This window comes from Cellulomonas sp. (assembly GCF_035634735.1).
Lineage (GTDB): Bacteria > Actinomycetota > Actinomycetes > Actinomycetales > Cellulomonadaceae > Cellulomonas.
Map to the genome: position 1 here is coordinate 1 of NZ_DASQCJ010000064.1, position 16,520 is coordinate 16,520.

12 protein-coding genes and 1 pseudogene are annotated in these 16,520 nt (G+C 74.5%); 4 read left to right on the forward strand and 9 right to left on the reverse strand.

The window, feature by feature from the left end:
• Positions 1 to 297: pseudogene (locus tag VER05_RS06035) on the reverse strand (LytR family transcriptional regulator); the annotation flags it as partial.
• A gap of 97 nt (positions 298 to 394) precedes the next feature.
• On the opposite strand from VER05_RS06035, the gene galE reads away from it, so the two are divergent.
• Positions 395 to 1,366, forward strand: coding sequence for a UDP-glucose 4-epimerase GalE (gene galE, locus VER05_RS06040; protein WP_324844479.1), 972 nt, complete (start codon positions 395 to 397; stop codon positions 1,364 to 1,366).
• Positions 1,367 to 1,435: 69 nt separating this feature from the next.
• Here the strand turns inward: galE and rfbB are convergent, their stop codons facing one another.
• Genes rfbB through VER05_RS06060 form a run of 4 tightly spaced genes read right to left on the reverse strand, consistent with a single transcriptional unit; the run spans position 1,436 to position 6,712 of the window.
• The gene (rfbB, locus tag VER05_RS06045) at positions 1,436 to 2,431 is read right to left on the reverse strand and encodes a dTDP-glucose 4,6-dehydratase (protein WP_324844480.1); all 996 of its coding nucleotides are present in this window, start codon (positions 2,429 to 2,431) and stop codon (positions 1,436 to 1,438) included.
• Positions 2,432 to 2,464: 33 nt separating this feature from the next.
• Entirely contained in the window at positions 2,465 to 4,444 is a 1,980-nt protein-coding gene (locus tag VER05_RS06050; protein ID WP_324844481.1) for a methyltransferase, read from the reverse strand.
• 58 nt (positions 4,445 to 4,502) lie between these two features.
• Positions 4,503 to 5,615 (reverse strand): glycosyltransferase family 2 protein, encoded by a 1,113-nt coding sequence (locus tag VER05_RS06055; protein WP_324844482.1) that lies wholly within the window; start codon positions 5,613 to 5,615, stop codon positions 4,503 to 4,505.
• Positions 5,612 to 6,712, reverse strand: a complete 1,101-nt coding sequence (locus VER05_RS06060; RefSeq protein WP_324844504.1) for a glycosyltransferase family 1 protein — start codon at positions 6,710 to 6,712, stop codon at positions 5,612 to 5,614. The genes VER05_RS06055 and VER05_RS06060 overlap by 4 nt, the downstream gene beginning before the upstream one ends.
• A gap of 138 nt (positions 6,713 to 6,850) precedes the next feature.
• Between VER05_RS06060 and VER05_RS06065 the strand changes: the two genes are divergently transcribed.
• From VER05_RS06065 to VER05_RS06075, 3 genes are read left to right on the forward strand one after another with little or no spacing between them, the layout of a single operon-like run.
• Positions 6,851 to 7,681: an ABC transporter permease gene (locus VER05_RS06065; RefSeq protein ID WP_324844483.1), complete on the forward strand. Its 831-nt coding sequence runs from the start codon at positions 6,851 to 6,853 to the stop codon at positions 7,679 to 7,681.
• Positions 7,678 to 8,886: an ABC transporter ATP-binding protein gene (locus VER05_RS06070; protein ID WP_324844484.1), complete on the forward strand. Its 1,209-nt coding sequence runs from the start codon at positions 7,678 to 7,680 to the stop codon at positions 8,884 to 8,886. The genes VER05_RS06065 and VER05_RS06070 overlap by 4 nt, the downstream gene beginning before the upstream one ends.
• A 56-nt stretch (positions 8,887 to 8,942) precedes the next feature.
• Positions 8,943 to 11,435, forward strand: a complete 2,493-nt coding sequence (locus VER05_RS06075; RefSeq protein WP_324844485.1) for a glycosyltransferase — start codon at positions 8,943 to 8,945, stop codon at positions 11,433 to 11,435.
• 61 nt (positions 11,436 to 11,496) lie between these two features.
• Here VER05_RS06075 and VER05_RS06080 read toward each other — a convergent pair whose 3' ends face one another.
• The 4 genes from VER05_RS06080 to VER05_RS06095 are packed head-to-tail and all read right to left on the reverse strand — an operon-like array spanning position 11,497 to position 16,464.
• Positions 11,497 to 12,606 carry a glycosyltransferase family 1 protein gene (locus VER05_RS06080; protein ID WP_324844486.1) on the reverse strand — a complete coding sequence of 370 codons (1,110 nt, stop codon included), beginning with the start codon at positions 12,604 to 12,606 and terminating at the stop codon, positions 11,497 to 11,499.
• Positions 12,603 to 13,463, reverse strand: a complete 861-nt coding sequence (gene rfbA / locus VER05_RS06085; protein ID WP_324844487.1) for a glucose-1-phosphate thymidylyltransferase RfbA — start codon at positions 13,461 to 13,463, stop codon at positions 12,603 to 12,605. Before rfbA ends, VER05_RS06080 begins: the two co-directional genes overlap by 4 nt.
• 59 nt (positions 13,464 to 13,522) lie before the next feature.
• The gene (locus tag VER05_RS06090; RefSeq protein WP_324844488.1) at positions 13,523 to 15,889 is read right to left on the reverse strand and encodes a hypothetical protein; all 2,367 of its coding nucleotides are present in this window, start codon (positions 15,887 to 15,889) and stop codon (positions 13,523 to 13,525) included.
• Entirely contained in the window at positions 15,886 to 16,464 is a 579-nt protein-coding gene (locus tag VER05_RS06095) for a hypothetical protein (protein WP_324844489.1), read from the reverse strand. Before VER05_RS06095 ends, VER05_RS06090 begins: the two co-directional genes overlap by 4 nt.
• Positions 16,465 to 16,520: the final 56 nt, after the last annotated feature.

A 16,520-nucleotide genomic window follows, 5' to 3' on the forward strand; every position in this document is an offset into this window, starting at 1 on the left:
CCGCTCGTCCGAGCCCATCAGCAGGATGTTCACGTCGCGACCCGCGTTCGGGTCGTCCGGGTCGGCGGGACCGGTGGCGGTCGCGGTCGGCTCGGGCAGCGCCTGGATCAGGTCGCTCGCGTCGATCGTGTTGATGTTCCCGTTGAGCTGGACGTACAGCGCGGCGGCGCCGGAGGCGCCGAAGCACAGCACGGCCACGACGGCGAGGGCGGCGCCCCGCAGCACGCCGTGGCTGCGCCGGGGCCGGCCGTGGCGGACGGCGCGGGCGCGTGCGGGAGCGGCGTGGCGGGAGGTCACGAAGGACGAGCATAGGAGCAGGTGCGCGGCGCGCGGCGTAACCGCGGGGGTGAGCCCGTGGAGGATGTGTGCAGGTGGGGCTGGGTAGGGTGACCGCATGACCGTCCTCGTCACCGGCGGTGCCGGCTACATCGGGGCGCACGTCGTCCGCCTCCTCGTGCGGTCGGGCCGGGACGTCGTCGTGGTCGACGACCTCTCGACGGGCACCGCCGAGCGGGTGGGCGGCGCCGAGCTGGTCCGGCTCGACGTCGCCGCGCCCGGGTCCGCGGAGGCGCTCGCGCGCGTGCTGCGCCGGCGCGGGGTGACCGACGTGGTGCACTTCGCGGCGCGCAAGCGCGTCGATGAGTCCGTGGCCGACCCGCTGCGCTACTACCAGCAGAACGTCGACGGGCTCGGCGCCGTGCTCCGGGCGTGCACCGCGGAGGGCGCCCGCTCCGTCGTGTTCTCGTCGTCCGCCGCCGTGTACGGGGACGTCGCCGGCGGCCTGGTCCGCGAGGATGCGCCCACCGCGCCCGTGAACCCGTACGGGCGCACCAAGCTGGTCGGCGAGTGGATGCTGCGCGACGTGGCCGCCACCGGCGCGCTGCGCGGCACGGCGCTGCGCTACTTCAACGTCGCGGGGGCCGGCTGGCCGGACCTCGGCGACCCCGCGGTCGCGAACCTGGTGACCCGGGTCCTCGACGCCGTCGGGCGCGGCGAGCGGCCGCGGGTGTTCGGCACGGACTTCGCGACCGCCGACGGCTCGGGCGTCCGGGACTACGTGCACGTGATGGACCTCGCCCGCGCGCACGTCGCGGCGCTCGACGCGATGGCCGGCGACGCCGAGCCCTACCGGTGCCTGAACGTCGGCACGGGGACGGGCACGTCGGTGCTCCAGGTCGTCGCCGGGCTGTCCGCCGCCATGGGCGTCCCGATCGCGACCGAGGTGGTCGGGCGGCGCGCGGGCGACCCGGCCGAGGTCGTGGCGGACCCGGCCGCGATCGAGCGGGTGCTCGGCTGGCGCGCCGAGGAGACGCTGGCGAGCACGCTCGCGAGCGCGTGGGACGCCTGGCGGCACGCCCGCCCCTGACCGGCGGCGCCCCGTCCCCGACGCGACGACGCCCCCGCCCGGTGACCGGGCGGGGGCGTCGTCGGTGCGTCAGCGGCCGAGCTGCGCGTACTTGGCCTCGGTGGCGTCCTTCTGCGGCCGCCACCAGGCCTCGTTGGCCCGGTACCACTCGATCGTCGCGGCGAGGCCGTCGCGGAACGTCGTGTACCGCGGCTCCCAGCCGAGCTCGGTGCGGAGCTTGGTCGCGTCGATCGCGTACCGCAGGTCGTGGCCCGGGCGGTCGCTCACCAGGTCGTAGGCGTCGGGGGCCTGGCCGGTGAGCTCGAGGATCAGCTCGACGACGGTCTTGTTGTCCACCTCGCCGTCCGCGCCGATCAGGTAGGTCTCGCCGAGGCGGCCCTTCGTGATGATGTCCCACACGGCCGAGTTGTGGTCCTCGACGTGGATCCAGTCGCGGACGTTCTCGCCGGTGCCGTAGAGCTTCGGCCGCACGCCGTCGACCACGTTGGTGATCTGGCGCGGGATGAACTTCTCCACGTGCTGGTACGGGCCGTAGTTGTTCGAGCAGTTCGAGATCGTGGCGCGCACGCCGAACGACCGCGCCCACGCGCGCACCAGCAGGTCCGAGGACGCCTTGGTGGACGAGTACGGGCTCGACGGGTTGTACGGGGTGTCCGGCGTGAACTTGGCCGGGTCGTCCAGCTCGAGGTCGCCGTAGACCTCGTCGGTGGAGATGTGGTGGTAGCGCACGTCGTACCGGCGCACGGCCTCGAGCAGCGTGTACGTGCCGATGACGTTCGTGTGCACGAACGGCCACGGGTCGTGCAGCGAGTTGTCGTTGTGCGACTCGGCCGCGAAGTGCACGACGACGTCGCTGTTCTTCACCAGGTCGTCCACGATGTCGTGGTCGGTGATGCTGCCCTTGGCGAAGGTGACCTGGTCCCACACCGGGGCGAGGCTCTTCTCGTCGCCCGCGTAGGTCAGCGCGTCGAGGACGGTGACCTGGACGTCCGGGTGCTCGCGCACGACCTGGTGCACGAAGTTGGAGCCGATGAAACCGGCACCGCCGGTGACGAGCATGCGCACGGGAGATTCCTCCGGGTAGACGAGGCGAGAACTCTACCGGGACCCGGCGCCGCCGTCGGCGCGCAGCCCCTTGGCCTTCTGCTTCGCCGCGCGGTACGCGGCGCGCTGCCGCGAGCCCTCGGGCGCGACCTTCGCCGCGGCCCGGGTCGCGAGGCGCGCCACCCGCACGACCGGGTGCATCCGGATCGAGCGCAGCTCGGCATCCAGCTCGGCGACCCGCTGGTCCAGGCGCTGCGCGTCCGCGATGGCGCGGTGCGCGTCGGCCAGGTGCTCCGCGGCCGCCTCCCGGGCGGCCTCGAGCAGCGTGGTGACGTGCACGAGGGTCATGTCGGCGCGGCGGCGCAGCTCGTGCTCCCGCTCGCCGAGGGCGGTCAGCGACAGCGGCACGCCGAGCGCGACGAGGAAGTTGGTGCGGTGGCGGTCCACGCCGTCCTCCGGGCTCTCGCCCTCGGGGGACTGCTGCACCGCCGCCTGGAACGCCGCCTCGCGGTCGATGGCGGGGGACAGCCAGTGGCCCTCGTCGTCGAGGCCGACCATCGGGCCGATGCGGCGCGCGACGTCGCCGACGGTCTCGCAGCCGGGCAGCCGCTCGGGGACCACGCGGTTCGCGAGGGCCACGGCCAGCCAGATCACCCCGCGGGTGACCACGTCCTCGCGGGTCGCCTCGGCCGACGTCCACTCCTCGTCCACGACGAGGAGCTCGCCGTCCGGGCCCACGACCAGGTTGTGCGGCAGCAGGTCGACCGGGGCGGGGCCGCCGGCCTCCAGGCGGGCGTCCAGCATGGCGGTCCACTTCTCGAGCAGCGGTGCCAGGGCCGCGAGCGGGTCCTCGGTGGCGACCGCGTCGAGCAGGTCGACGCCGTCGCGGAACGGCACGACGGAGCCCGTCACGGCGACCGGGCCCTGCTCGGCGTCCGTCAGCGGCCGGCGGTCGAACCGCAGGCCCTCGTCGTCCAGCCGGAGCGTCGTGCGCTGGAGGTAGCGGCTGCGCCGCCCGGTCGAGAAGAACGCGCCGGCGCTGCCCGCGGGCCACAGGTCGGGGCCGTCGCCGGGGGTGCGGGCGAGGACGACGAACGAGTTCCCGGTGTCCGTGGCGAGGCCGGCGTCGACGAACGACCGCCACAGCAGCGCCTCGTCGGCACCGCGCGCCCGGGGCGAGGCCCAGTCGGGGCTCGGGAACGCGGGCACCCGGTGCAGCAGCGAGCGGTGCGCGGGCTCCAGCGCGTCCACGTCGAGGACCGCGCGGGTCATCTTGTAGTCGGGGAAGGCGACCCGGGTGGTGGGCTCGAGGCCCGCCGTGCGCATCAGGCCCTCGAGCGCGCTGCGGTCGAACGTGCGGGCGGGGCCGCCGTGCGGGTACGACTCGAGCGAGTCGAACACCCGGTCCGTGTGGTCCTCCGGCGCCCCGGCGAGGTACTTCGCGCCGAGCTTGTTCTCGATCATCAGCGCCAGCGTGCCGCCGGGCGCGAGCCGGGCCGCGATGCCCTCGAGGAACGCGCGGTACGGGGCGTCCTCGCGCGAGCCGCCGCCGACGTACTCCAGGACGCCCACGACCACGACGACGTCGTAGACGGGCTCGGCCGGCACGTCGTCCAGCGCGCCGACGAACACCTCGACGTTCGGCAGGTCGCGCGTGCGGGCCCGCGCCACCCGGGCGCGGGACGGCACGGGCTCGAGCGCGTCGAGCTGCGCGCCGGTCTCGCCGAGGTACCGGCTCACCGCGCCGCAGCCGGCGCCGATCTCCAGCACGCGGGCCCCGGCGGGGATGTCGAGCGGCCGCACGACGTTCGCCCGCGCGGGGTGCACGTGGTACTGCTGCGCCCACCCCTCGGTGCGGGAGAGCAGGGTGTCGTCGGTCGACCCGAGCTCGTGCTCCGCCGCGGCCGTGACGATCTCGTAGAGCGCCTCCTCCGCGCCGTCGCGGTAGGTGGACTCGACGTCCCGCAGGAGGACCCAGCCCTCCTCGGTCCGGTCGCCGAGCGACCGCAGCGGGGCAGGGGTGTCAGACGCCATGGAGGGTTCCGTTCCGGGGGAGGGCGGCCACGAGCGCCACGGACGCTACCACCCCGCCTCAGTGCGCAGGCGGCGCCGACAGGGGCCGCGGGGGCGGCGGCGGCACGAGCATGGCCTGCACCGCCGCCCGCGGCACCCGGGCGGTGCGCGCGGTGCGGGCGCGGGCGGCGAGGGCGCGCGGGAGCAGCCGGAGCCACGACCCGAGGGCGCGCCAGCGCAGCGCGGTGCGGGACCACGGCTCGTTCCGGCGCAGCGTGGTGGACAGGGCGGTCACCACGGACCGCGCGACGCACCGGGCGGCCAGCCCCGCGGTCGCGTTCACGGTCAGGGTCAGCAGCCGGTTGCGGTCGTTGTGCAGCAGGAACAGTGGGGAGCCCTCGACGGAGGACGCCGCGTGGATGTGGTCGACCCGGGCGCCGGGCACGTGCCGCACCCCCCAGCCGGCGCGGCGCAGGCGCCAGGACAGGTCCGTGTCCTCGTAGTACATGAAGAACGCGCGGTCGAACGTGCCCACCTCGGCCAGCGCCTCGCGACGGAGCAGGGCGGCCGCCCCGCAGAACCCGAAGACCTCGGGCTCGGGCGCGTGCGTGCGGGCGTCCTCGAGCCAGCCGCGGTCGATGCCGTACCCGTCGGTGGTGACGAGGTTGCCGGTGGTGTTCACCAGGCGCACCGGACCCGCGTCGTCCGCGACCACGCGGCCCGCCGGGGTGTCCAGCACGCCGGGACCGTCCTCGCCGGGCGCGGCGTGCCGGTACGGCTGCTGCAGGAGCACGGTCGCGTTGAACGCGGCGACCCGCTCCGCGCCGGGCTCGGTCGCCGCGGCCAGCAGCTCCTCGACCGCGTGCGGCTCCGCGCGCGCGTCGCTGTTGAGCAGGAACGCGAAGGGCGTCGCGAGGCGGTCGAGCGCGAGGTCGTTCCCGCCCGCGAAGCCGAGGTTGCGCGGGCTCGCGACGACCTCCACCCACGGGTAGTCCCGGCGCACCAGCGCGAGGGTGTCGTCGTGCGAGGCGTTGTCCACGAGCACGACGCGCAGCCGGTCCCGGCCGACGGTCTGCGCGGCCAGGCTGTCGAGGCAGCCGGGCAGCAGGTGCGCGCCGTCGTAGGTGACGACGACGGCCGTGACCTCCGGTCCGCCCGCGCCGGCCCCCGCTCCCGGCGCCGCGCCGCTCACGCCGCCACCAGCCGGCCGTAGACCGCGAGCGTGGCCTCGGCGCAGCCGCGCCAGGTCCACCGCCGCGCCCACGCGCGCCGCGCGGCGCGGTCGTCGGGCCCGTCCGGGGCGGCCAGCGCGGCCGCGAGCGCGCCCGCGAGGGCCTCGGCGTCCGCGGGGACCGCGAGGAACCCGTGCGGGCCGGCGACCTCGGTCAGGGCGGGGATGGTGGACGCCACGACGGGCCGGCCGGCGGCGAGCGCCTCGAGCACCGGGAGCCCGAACCCCTCGTCCGAGGACGGCAGCACCAGCGCCCGCGCCCCCGCGACCAGGCGGCGCAGCTCGTCGTCGGCGAGCCAGCCGGCCGCGACGACGCCGGGGTGCGCGTCGGGCCGCGGCGCCGCGCCCGCGGGGCCGGCCAGGACGAGCGCCGGCCCGCCCCGCCCGCCGCCGGTCAGCTCCCGGTGCGCCGCGACGAGGGTGCCGACGTTCTTGCGCGCGGCGGCGGACCCCACGTAGAGCAGGTAGTCGTCGGGCACGCCGCGACCGGCCCGCCAGGCGGCGTCGGCGGGCTCCGCGGTGAACCAGGGCTCGTCCACGCCGAGCGGGGTGACGTCCACCCGGTCCGCGCCGAGCCGGTAGTGGTCGCGCACCGCGGCGGCGACCGCGGCGGTCGGCGTCACGACGTGCGCGCCCCGGCGCAGGGCGCGCGGGACCAGCGCGGCGTACGCGGCGTCGGTCGGCGCGACGGTCCGGCGGTCGAGGTACGTGAGGTCGTGCACGGTCACCACCGCGCGGGCCCGGCGGGTGGGCGGGACGACGAAGTTGGTGCCGTGCACCACGTCGCCGCGGCCGGCGAGCAGCTCCGCGGTCGGGTGGTCCGACCGGAGCCAGGCCTCGCGCAGCAGCCGGGCGGGCACCCGCGGGCCGACCTGGCGGACGCCGGGCGGCAGGTCGGGCACCCGGTGCCGCCGGGCGGACCACGTCGTCACCCGGAACTCCGCGTCGGGCCGGTGCTCCGCGGCCGCCGCCGGCAGCGCGGCCACCAGCTCCTGCACGTAGCGGCCGATGCCGGTCCGCTCGCCGAGCAGCGGAGTCCCGTCGAGTGTCACCCGCATCACCGGCCGATGGTCTCACGCCGACGTCCTGCACCGACGCGTCCCGGGCCCGGGCGGCGGACGCGTACACTCCGAGGGTTGGATTCCCGGACGGTCACGGCCGCGGGACAGTCGAGTGATGGGTGCTACCGCGTGGGCGTGCTGACCGACGTCAAGGAAGTCCTGGGCGCACGGGAGCTCCTCCTCAACCTCACGCGGCGCGAGCTGCGCGGGAAGTACAAGGGGACCGCGCTGGGCTGGGGCTGGTCCCTGGTCAACCCGCTCGCCTCGACGCTGATCTTCACGGCGGTGTTCTCCGTCGTGCTGCGGGTCCAGCCGCCGATCGGCGTCGACGGGCTGAACAACTACGCGCTGTTCCTGCTGTGCGGCCTGCTGACCTGGAACTTCTTCTCGGGCGCGCTGAGCAGCGGGATGGGCGTGCTCACCGGCAACGGCAACCTGATCAAGAAGACGTACTTCCCGCGCCGGCTGCTCGTGGTGTCGAACATCATGGCGCTGTTCGTGACGTACCTGATCGAGATGCTCGTGCTCGCCGTGATCTTCCTGGTCTTCCGGGTCAACGTGCTGCCGTGGATCCCGCTGGTGCTGGTGGTGATGCTGCTCACCGCGGTCCTCGCGCTCGGCTTCAGCCTCATCCTGTCGGTGGTGAACGTCTACTTCCGCGACGTCGCGCACTTCGTGGCGATCGCGCTGCAGATCTGGTTCTACGCGACGCCGATCATCTACCCGATCACGATGGTCGAGGCGACGCGGGACTCCGCGGGCTGGGCCGGCCGGTTCCACATCGCCGACATCTACCTGGCCAACCCGATGGTCGGGCTCATCGAGGCGATCCGGGACATGTGGTACTCCGGGACGATGCCGGACTTCCGGCTCCTCGGGTACGTCGCTGCCCTGAGCATCGTGCTGCTCTGGTTCGGGAACTACGTGTTCGGACGCCTCGAGGTCCGGTTGGGAGAAGAGCTGTGAGCGCCGCCGTCGAGGTCAACCACCTCTCCAAGCGGTTCCGGATCTACCACGAGCGGAACCAGTCCCTGAAGGTCGCCCTCATGCGCGGGCGGCGCGCCAAGTTCGACGAGTTCTGGGCGCTCAAGGACGTGGACTTCGAGGTGCCGACCGGCAAGACGTTCGGCCTCGTCGGGCACAACGGCTCCGGCAAGAGCACGCTGCTCAAGACGATGGCGCGCATCCTCGTCCCCGACCGCGGCGGCGTCGAGGTGCACGGCAAGGTGTCCGCGCTGCTCGAGCTGGGCGCCGGCTTCCACCCGGAGCTGTCCGGGCGGGACAACGTGTACCTGAACGGCTCGATCCTCGGGCTGTCCCGCAAGGAGATCGACCGCCGGTTCGACGACATCGTCGGGTTCGCGGGCCTGGACGAGTTCATCGACACCCCCGTCAAGAACTACTCGTCGGGCATGTACGTCCGGCTGGGCTTCTCCGTCGCGATCAACGTGGACCCGGAGATCCTGCTCATCGACGAGGTCCTCGCCGTCGGCGACGAGGAGTTCCAGCGCAAGTGCATGGACAAGTTCCACGAGTTCAAGGAGGACGGCCGCACGATCGTGGTCGTCAGCCACGCCATGGGCACCATGCGCACGCTGTGCGACCAGGTCGCCTGGCTGTCGCACGGCGAGCTGCAGCGGATCGGCGGGCCGAACGACGTCGTGGACGGCTACGTCGAGGACGCCCAGACCTCCGCCCGGGCGCAGGACGACGAGCAGGCGTACAGCCGCGAGGTCAGCATCGAGAAGGCCGAGGTGTTCGGGCCGTCCGGCCCCGCCTCGCCCGCGACCACCGGCCAGGCCGCGACCATCCGGCTGCACTACGCCGCGAAGAGCCCCGTCGCGGACCCGGTCTTCAAGATCGGCATCCACACCGTCGAGGGCGACTACGTGACCGGGCCGAGCAGCCGGGTCGCGGGCATGGACGTCGACCGCACCGGCACCCGGGGCCGCGTCGACATCGAGGTCCCGCGCCTGGACCTGCTCCCGGGCGGGTACATCCTCAGCTCCGCCGTGTACTCGGCCGACATGAAGAAGGCCTACCACCGGCCGCTGCCCGTGCGGTTCGACGTGGCCGCGGGCCGGTCGCGCGAGACGCTCGGCCTCATGACCCTGAACGGCGACTGGGTCCACGTGACCGAGGGGGTCGCCCCGCCGGTGCTGGGTCGCTGACCCGCCCGCCACGGCCCCGCCGCCCCGCCGCACCCGAAACCCGAAAGGTCTTGTCTGTGAGCAGCGACTCGCCCCTGGTCTCGATCGTCATCGTCAACTACAAGGGCGCCGACGACACCATCACCTGCCTCAAGGGCTTCGCCGAGGTCGACTGGCCCGCGGACCGGCTCGAGCTGGTGGTGGTCGACAACGCCAGCGGCGACGGCAGCGTGGAGCGCATCAAGGCGGCGTTCCCCTCCGCGAAGGTGATCGCCTCCAAGACCAACCTCGGCTTCGCCGGCGGCTGCAACCTGGCGGTCGAGAAGGCGTCCGGCGAGTTCATCGCCTTCATCAACAACGACGCGCGCCCCGCCCGGGCCTTCGTGTCCGCGTCGGTGGCGGCGCTGCAGCGGGACGCGTCGATCGGCGCGGTCGCCACGAAGGTGCTCGACTGGGACGGCCAGAAGGTCGACTTCGTCGACGCCGGCATGTCCTGGTACGGCCAGGCCTTCAAGCTGCACGTGGGCGAGCCGGACCGCCCGGAGTTCGACGTCGAGCGGGACGTGCTGTTCGGCACCGGCTCGTCGCTGGTGGTCCGCCGCGACGTGTTCCGCGAGGTCGGCGGGTTCGACGAGGACTACTTCATGTTCTTCGAGGACGTCGACCTGGGCTGGCGGCTCTGGCTGCTGGGGTACCGGGTCCGCTACGTCCCGGAGGCGGTCAGCTACCACAAGCACCACGCCTCGATGTCGAGCATCGGCCGGTGGCGCGAGCAGTACCTGCTGGAGCGGAACGCGCTCTACACGATCTACAAGAACTACGACGACGAGAACCTCGCGCGGTTCCTGCCGGCCGCGCTCGCGCTGGCGGTGCGCCGCGGCGTGACGCTCGGCGGCGACGACCCGCACGCCCTGGACCTCGCGCACGGGCACGTGCCGGGGGAGGGCGCCGAGGCGACGGTGTCGCGGACCACCCTCGCGTCCACCTACGCCGTCGACGCGTTCGCCCGCGACCTCGGGAAGCTCGACGCGAAGCGCCGCGACCTGCAGAGCCGCCGCACCCGCGACGACGCCTCCATCACGGCGCTGTTCGGCCGGCCGATGCAGCCGAACATCGACGCCCCGGGCTTCGTCGGCCCGTACGAGGCGGCGGTCGAGGCGTTCGGCGTCGAGAGCGCGTTCCAGCGCAAGCGGCGCATCCTGGTCGCGACCGGCGACACGCTCGCGCCGAAGATGGCCGGCCCGGCCATCCGCGCGTGGAACATCGCGCGCGTGCTGTCGGGCGAGCACGAGGTCCGGCTCGTGACCACCGCGGGCTGCGACCTGTCGCACCCCGACTTCGAGATCGTGCACGCCGGCGCCCAGGACATGGCGGGCCACGAGCAGTGGGCCGACGTCATCGTGTTCCAGGGCTTCCTGATGCACGAGCACCCGGTGCTCCGGCACACCAAGAAGGTCGTGGTCGTCGACATCTACGACCCGTTCCACCTGGAGCAGCTCGAGCAGGCCCGCGACCTGGGCGAGTCCCGGCGGCGCGAGGTCGTGCAGTCGTCGACCGGCGTGCTGAACGAGCAGATCGCGCGCGGCGACTTCTTCATGTGCGCCTCGGAGAAGCAGCGCGACTTCTGGCTCGGGCAGATGGCCGCGCTCGGGCGCGTCAACCCGATGGTGTACGACCAGGACGAGACGCTGGGCTCGCTGCTCACGGTGGTGCCGTTCGGCGTCGCCGAGGAGCCGCCGGTGGCCACCCGCCCGATGGTGAAGGGCGTCATCCCGGGCATCGGGCCGGACGACAAGGTCGTCCTCTGGGGCGGCGGCATCTACAACTGGTTCGACCCGCTGACGCTGATCCGCGCCATCGCGCAGGTCAAGGAGCGCGTGCCGGAGATCCGCCTGCTGTTCATGGGCGTGAAGCACCCGAACCCCGCCGTCCCCGAGATGCGGATGGCCGTGGCCGCCCGGAAGCTCGCGGAGGAGCTCGGCGTGGCGGGCAAGGAGGTCATCTTCAACGAGAGCTGGGTGCCCTACGAGGAGCGGCAGAACGTGCTGCTCGAGTCGGACATCGGCGTGAGCACGCACCTCGACCACGTCGAGACGGCGTTCTCGTTCCGCACCCGGATGCTCGACTACATGTGGGCCTCGCTGCCGATCGTGTGCACCGACGGCGACTCGCTCGCCCAGCTGGTGCGGGAGCGGGACATGGGCGCCGTGGTGCCCGCCGGCGACGTGGACGCCCTCGCCGACGCGCTCGCCGAGCTGCTGACCGACCCCGATCGTGCCGCCGCGGTGCGCGCGAACGTCGCCGCCGTCGCCCCGGAGTACCACTGGAACCGGGCGCTCGCCCCGCTGCTGGAGTTCTGCCGGGCGCCGCACCGGGCCGCGGACCTCGTCGGCTCCGGCGCGGTCGAGCGGATCGCCGCGGGCGTGTCGATCGTGCCGCCGCGCTGGGGCGGGGTGACCGGCGACCTGCGGCTGGTGCAGCAGTACGTGCGGGAGGGCGGCGTCACGCTGCTGGCGCGCCGGGTCGCCCGCCGCGCGCTGCGCGTCGTCCGCCGGGCGCCGCGACACTGACCGCGGCACCGACCACGCGGAGGGGGCCCGCCGGACGACGTCCGGCGGGCCCCCTCGCGCGTCAGGCCCCGGCGGCCTCGCGGTAGACCGCCGCGGTCGACGCCCCCGCGGCCGCCCAGGTGTACGTCGCCGCGCGGGCGCGCGCGGCGACGGCGAGGGTGTCGTGGTCGGGGCCGGTCGCGCGGTCGAGCGCCGCGGCCAGCGCCTCGGGGTCCCGGGGGTCGGCCAGCACGGCCGCCCCCTCCGCGAACTCCGCCATCGCGCTGCCGGCCGACGTCACCGCGGGGACGCCGTGCGCCATCGCCTCGAGCACCGGCATGCCGAAGCCCTCCCAGAGCGACGGGAAGCAGAACGCCCGCGCGTGGGCGTACAGCGTGTGCAGGTCGGTCCAGGACACGTGCCCCGGCAGCCGCACCCGGTCGCCGAGCGGCGCGGCCAGCGCGGCGACCTCGTCGGCGGTGTCGCCCCAGCCGGCCGGGCCGGCGAGCACGAGGTCGAGGTCGGGGCGGTCCGCGGCCAGCCGGGCGAACGCGCGGAGCAGCCCCGGCACGTTCTTGCGCGGCTCGAGCGTCCCGCACCACAGCACGTAGGGGCGGTCCGACCCGCGGACGGCGGCGGCGCGCGCCGCGTCGCCGACGCCGTCGGGCACGCGGACGCCGTGCGGGACCACGCGCACGCGGTCGCCGTCGATCCCGGCGCGCGCGCAGTCGTCCGCGGTGGCCTGCGACGGCGACAGCACCAGGTCCGCCTCGCGGCGCACCACCTCCAGGGCCCGGCGGAAGTACCGGTTCCCGCGGGGCGTGAAGTGCTCCGGCGAGCGGAGGAACGCCAGGTCGTGGACCGTCACCACCAGCGGCGCCGACCGGGGCGGGACGGCCCACGTCGTGGCGTGCACGACGTCCGCCCCGCGGGCGGGCCCCGGCACGCGCGGGCGCCGGAGGTGGTTCCAGGCGTCGTAGAGCGCGCGGCGGGGGAGCCGGGACGCGGCGACGGGCACGCCCAGCCCGGCGCCGGGCACGGCGTCGGCGTGCCGCGCGCGCACCCCGGTGACCGCGACGTCGCCGGGGAGCGCGTCGACCAGCTCCCGGATGTACGTGCCCGAGCCCCCGGGGACCCGCTGCCAGAGCTGCTCGACCGTCAGCGCGACGTGCAGGCCGGCGCCGCGGCTCACCGGAGCAGGTCGAGCAGGTACTGGCCGTAGCCCGACTTCACGAGCTTCTCGGCGCGCACGCGCAGCTCGTCGTCGCTCAGGAACCCGCGGCGCCAGGCGACCTCCTCCGGCGAGCCGATCTTCAGGCCCTGCCGGGACTCGATGGTGCGGACGTAGTCCGAGGCCTCGAGCAGCGAGTCGAAGGTGCCGGTGTCGAGCCAGGCGGTGCCGCGGGGCAGGACCTCGACGTGCAGCCGCCCCTGCTCCAGGTAGGCGCGGTTGACGTCGGTGATCTCGTACTCGCCGCGGGCCGAGGGCTGCAGGTCGCGGGCGATCGCGACGACGTCGTTGTCGTAGAAGTACAGGCCCGGCACGGCGTAGCTGCTCTTGGGCTGCGCCGGCTTCTCCTCCAGGGACAGGGCCCTGAAGTCGTCGTCGAACTCGACGACGCCGTAGGCGGTGGGGTCGGCGACCCGGTAGGCGAACACGGCGCCGCCGTCGATGCCCTCGAAGCGCTGCAGGCGCGAGCCGAGGCCGGGGCCGTAGAAGATGTTGTCGCCGAGGACCAGGCACACGGAGTCGTCCCCGACGAAGTCCGCGCCGATCACGAACGCCTGCGCCAGGCCGTTCGGCTCCGGCTGGGTGGCGAACGTGATGGAGATGCCGAACTGCGAACCGTCGCCCAGCAGGCGGTGGAACTGCTCCGCGTCGTGCGGGGTGGTGATGACCAGCACGTCCCGGATCCCCGCGAGGATCAGCGTGGACAGCGGGTAGTAGATCATCGGCTTGTCGTACACCGGGACGAGCTGCTTGCTCACGCCCTGGGTGATCGGGTGCAGTCGCGTGCCGGACCCGCCGGCCAGGATGATGCCTCGCATCGGGCCATTGTGTCGTACCGGGCGGGTGCGCGGCTGCCAACCGCCGCGCACCCGCCCGGTCACGGCACGGTGACGACCTGGCAACCGAGCAGCACGTTCGCCCCGCCGGCCGAGTCGATCGCGTACGCGCACACCTGGTTCGCCCCGCTGGCGGCCGGCCGCGTCACGTCGAAGCCGTGCGCCGCGCCCAGCCCGTAGGCCGCCGCGACGTCGTTCCGGGGGAGCGACGCGGTGTGGGCGCTGCCCGCGGCGCCGACGTACACGTGCACCGCGATGGAGTCGCTGGTGTTCGGGTCGAGCGCCCAGCCCGAGGCCCGCACCGTGCCCGTGCCGGCCGTCACGGCCTCGAGGTTGCCGACGGCGTAGGCGTTGACGTCGACGGTGCGGCAGCCCAGGGCGAGCGACGGCCCGCCCGTGGTGTCCAGCGCCCGGACGCACACCTCGTGCCGCCCGCCCGCGGAGGGCACGGTGAGGCGGAAGCCGTGCGCCGCGCCGAGGCCGAACGCGTTCGCGACGTCGGCGCGCGGCAGGTCCGCCACGGCGGTCTGCACCTGCTTGCCGTCGATCAGGACCTGGACGCTGGAGGAGTCGCTCGTGTCGGGGTCGAGCGCCCACCCGGAGACGGTGACCTGCTCCATGCCGGAGGCCGTGACGCTCTCCAGCGACCCGAGCGGCGCCAGGTTCCGGACGGTGACCGTCGAGCAGCCGAGCGTCAGGTTCGCGCCCCCGTCGCTGTCGATCGCGTACGCGCAGACGGTGTGGGTCCCCGTCGCGGCGGCGAAGGTGGCGTCGAAGCCGTGCTCCGCGCCCTTGCCGAACGCCTTCGCGATGTCGTTGCGCGTGCGGTCCGCGCGCACGGCGCGACCGGCGGACCCGATGTAGACGTGCACCTGGATCGGCGCGGTCGTGTCGGGGTCGAGGGCCCAGCCGGTCACCCGGATCTCGCCGGTGCGGGGCGACGACACGAGCTCGAGCGACCCGATCGGGACGCGGTTGTCGACGGTGACGGTCACGCAGCCGAGCGAGGTGTTCTGCCCGCCGGTGCTGTCGATCGCGTTGGCGCAGACGGTGTGCCTGCCCCCGGAGACCGCGAGCGTGGCGTCGAAGCCGTGCTGGCTGCCCTTGCCGAAGGCGGCGCCCACGTCGTTCCGGGTGCGGTCGGCCGTGAGGGCGCGCCCGACGCCGTCGACGTAGACGTGCACGCTGATCGGCGCGGTGGTGTCGGGGTCGAGCGCCCAGCCGGTGACGCGCACCTTGCCGGTGCCCGCGGGCGTGACCGCCTCCAGGGTCCCGATGGGCAGGGCGTTGCGCACCGTCACCGTGGCGCAGCCCAGCGAGGTCGCGGGGCCGCCGGTGAGGTCCATCGCGTAGACGCACACGGTCTGCGCGCCGCCCCCGGCCGGGACGGTCGCGTCGAAGCCGTGGTTCGCGCCCTTGCCGTACGCCGCGGCGACGTCCGCCCGCGGGCGGTCGGCGGTGACGGCGGTCCCGACGCCGCCGACGTAGACGTGCACGCTGGTGGACGCGGAGCTGTCGGGGTCGAGCGCCCAGCCGGAGACGCGGACCTGGCCGGACCCCGGCGAGCTGACGGCCTCCAGCGACCCGACGGGCGCCCGCTGGATCGTGCTGCCGAACCAGTCGGTGAAGTAGTTCCAGAAGTTGCGGTTGCCGTACGACGAGCAGGAGTCGCCGGTGCCGTAGCCGGCGGCCAGGGCCGCGCGGTTGGGCTGGTACGGCGTGTAGTTGTAGAGGCTCGCGGTCGCCTGGTTGGCGATGTAGACGGAGCTCGTGCCGCAGGCGGCGTTCGGGTGGAACCGCACCTGGTTGACCATCCCCGCCCGGTGCGCGTACCGCGTCGGGTTCTTGGCGTAGTTCTGGAACTGCCGGGCGGCGCTGTAGACCTGGTTGAAGAACCCGTAGTACTGCGCCTCGCAGGGGGCGGTGTCGGGGCAGCCGAAGCCCATCGCCTTGCGGTAGACCTCGGCGCTGCGGCCCGCGGTCGCGGTGACCAGGCCCTGCTCCTTCTGGAGCGTCACGAGCAGCACCTGCGGGCTGATCCCGCAGGCCGCCGCGACCTTGCTGATGATCTGGGCGGCGGTCTCGGTGGCGGCGCCCGTGTACGTGCCGGAGCACAGCGAGTCGGCGGCCCGCGTCCAGGTCGTCTCCCGGTAGTCCTTGAGGCAGGTCGCCCCCGCCGCGGGGGAGCACGAGGCGCCGCGCGCGGCGATGAACTGCTGCACCTGCGCCGCGGACATGGAGGTGGTGTCGTAGAACACCGAGTCGCTGATGATCTGGCCGGGGTCGAAGCCCGCCAGGTCCGCGGCCGCGGCGGGCGGCGCCTGCACGGCGGCCGGCACGGCGACCAGGGCGACGGCGGCCAGCACCGCGGTGAGGACGGCCGCGACGGCCCGTCGGACGCGGGTCACGGGACCTGCACCTCCACGATCTCGCTCGACCCGGCGGACTTCGCCGAGGCGTACTCCACGTGCGCCTGCCACGTCCCCGCGGCGAGCTCCGCCCGGGGGACGGCGAACCCGCCGCACGACACGGTCGACGCGTCGGCCACACCCGGCTGCGGGCGCTCCACGGTGCCGGTCGGCCCGGTGAGCACCAGCGTGCAGGTGCCCGGGGACTCGACCGTCGCCGCGTAGGCGCCGACCTCGACGGAGCCGGACAGGGCGTTCCAGCCCGCGTAGGTCGTGACCACCTGGACCGCCGCGAGGCCCGGCTCGGCGGGGGGCGCGGCCGGCGGCGCCGTCGCCGGGGGCTCGGCCGGGTCCGGCGCGGGCGCCGGCGTGCCGGAGGGGGCCGGCGCCGGGGACGGCGTCGTGCTCGGCGCCGGCGTCGTGGGCGTCGCGGTCGTGGGGCTCGCGCTCGTCGGGGCCTCGGCGGGCGCGTCGTCGCCGCCGGCCCGGACGAGCACGAGGGCGACGGCGACCGCGACGGCGATCGCGACCGCCGCGGCGATCACGAGGGGCGTGCGGCGGCGGTGGGCGTGCATGAGGTCCTCGGCGGGGGTCGGGGAGGCGTCCGTCCGGACGCGCTCAGACTACGCAC

Excerpts from the sequence above, each read along its gene's own strand:
- rfbA (WP_324844487.1), bottom strand. The coding sequence starts at position 13,463 with ATGCGAGGCATCATCCTGGCCGGCGGGTCCGGCACGCGACTGCACCCG.
- VER05_RS06060 (WP_324844504.1), bottom strand. The coding sequence starts at position 6,712 with ATGCGGGTGACACTCGACGGGACTCCGCTGCTCGGCGAGCGGACCGGC.
- galE (WP_324844479.1), top strand. The coding sequence starts at position 395 with ATGACCGTCCTCGTCACCGGCGGTGCCGGCTACATCGGGGCGCACGTC.
- VER05_RS06095 (WP_324844489.1), bottom strand. The coding sequence starts at position 16,464 with ATGCACGCCCACCGCCGCCGCACGCCCCTCGTGATCGCCGCGGCGGTC.
- VER05_RS06050 (WP_324844481.1), bottom strand. The coding sequence starts at position 4,444 with ATGGCGTCTGACACCCCTGCCCCGCTGCGGTCGCTCGGCGACCGGACC.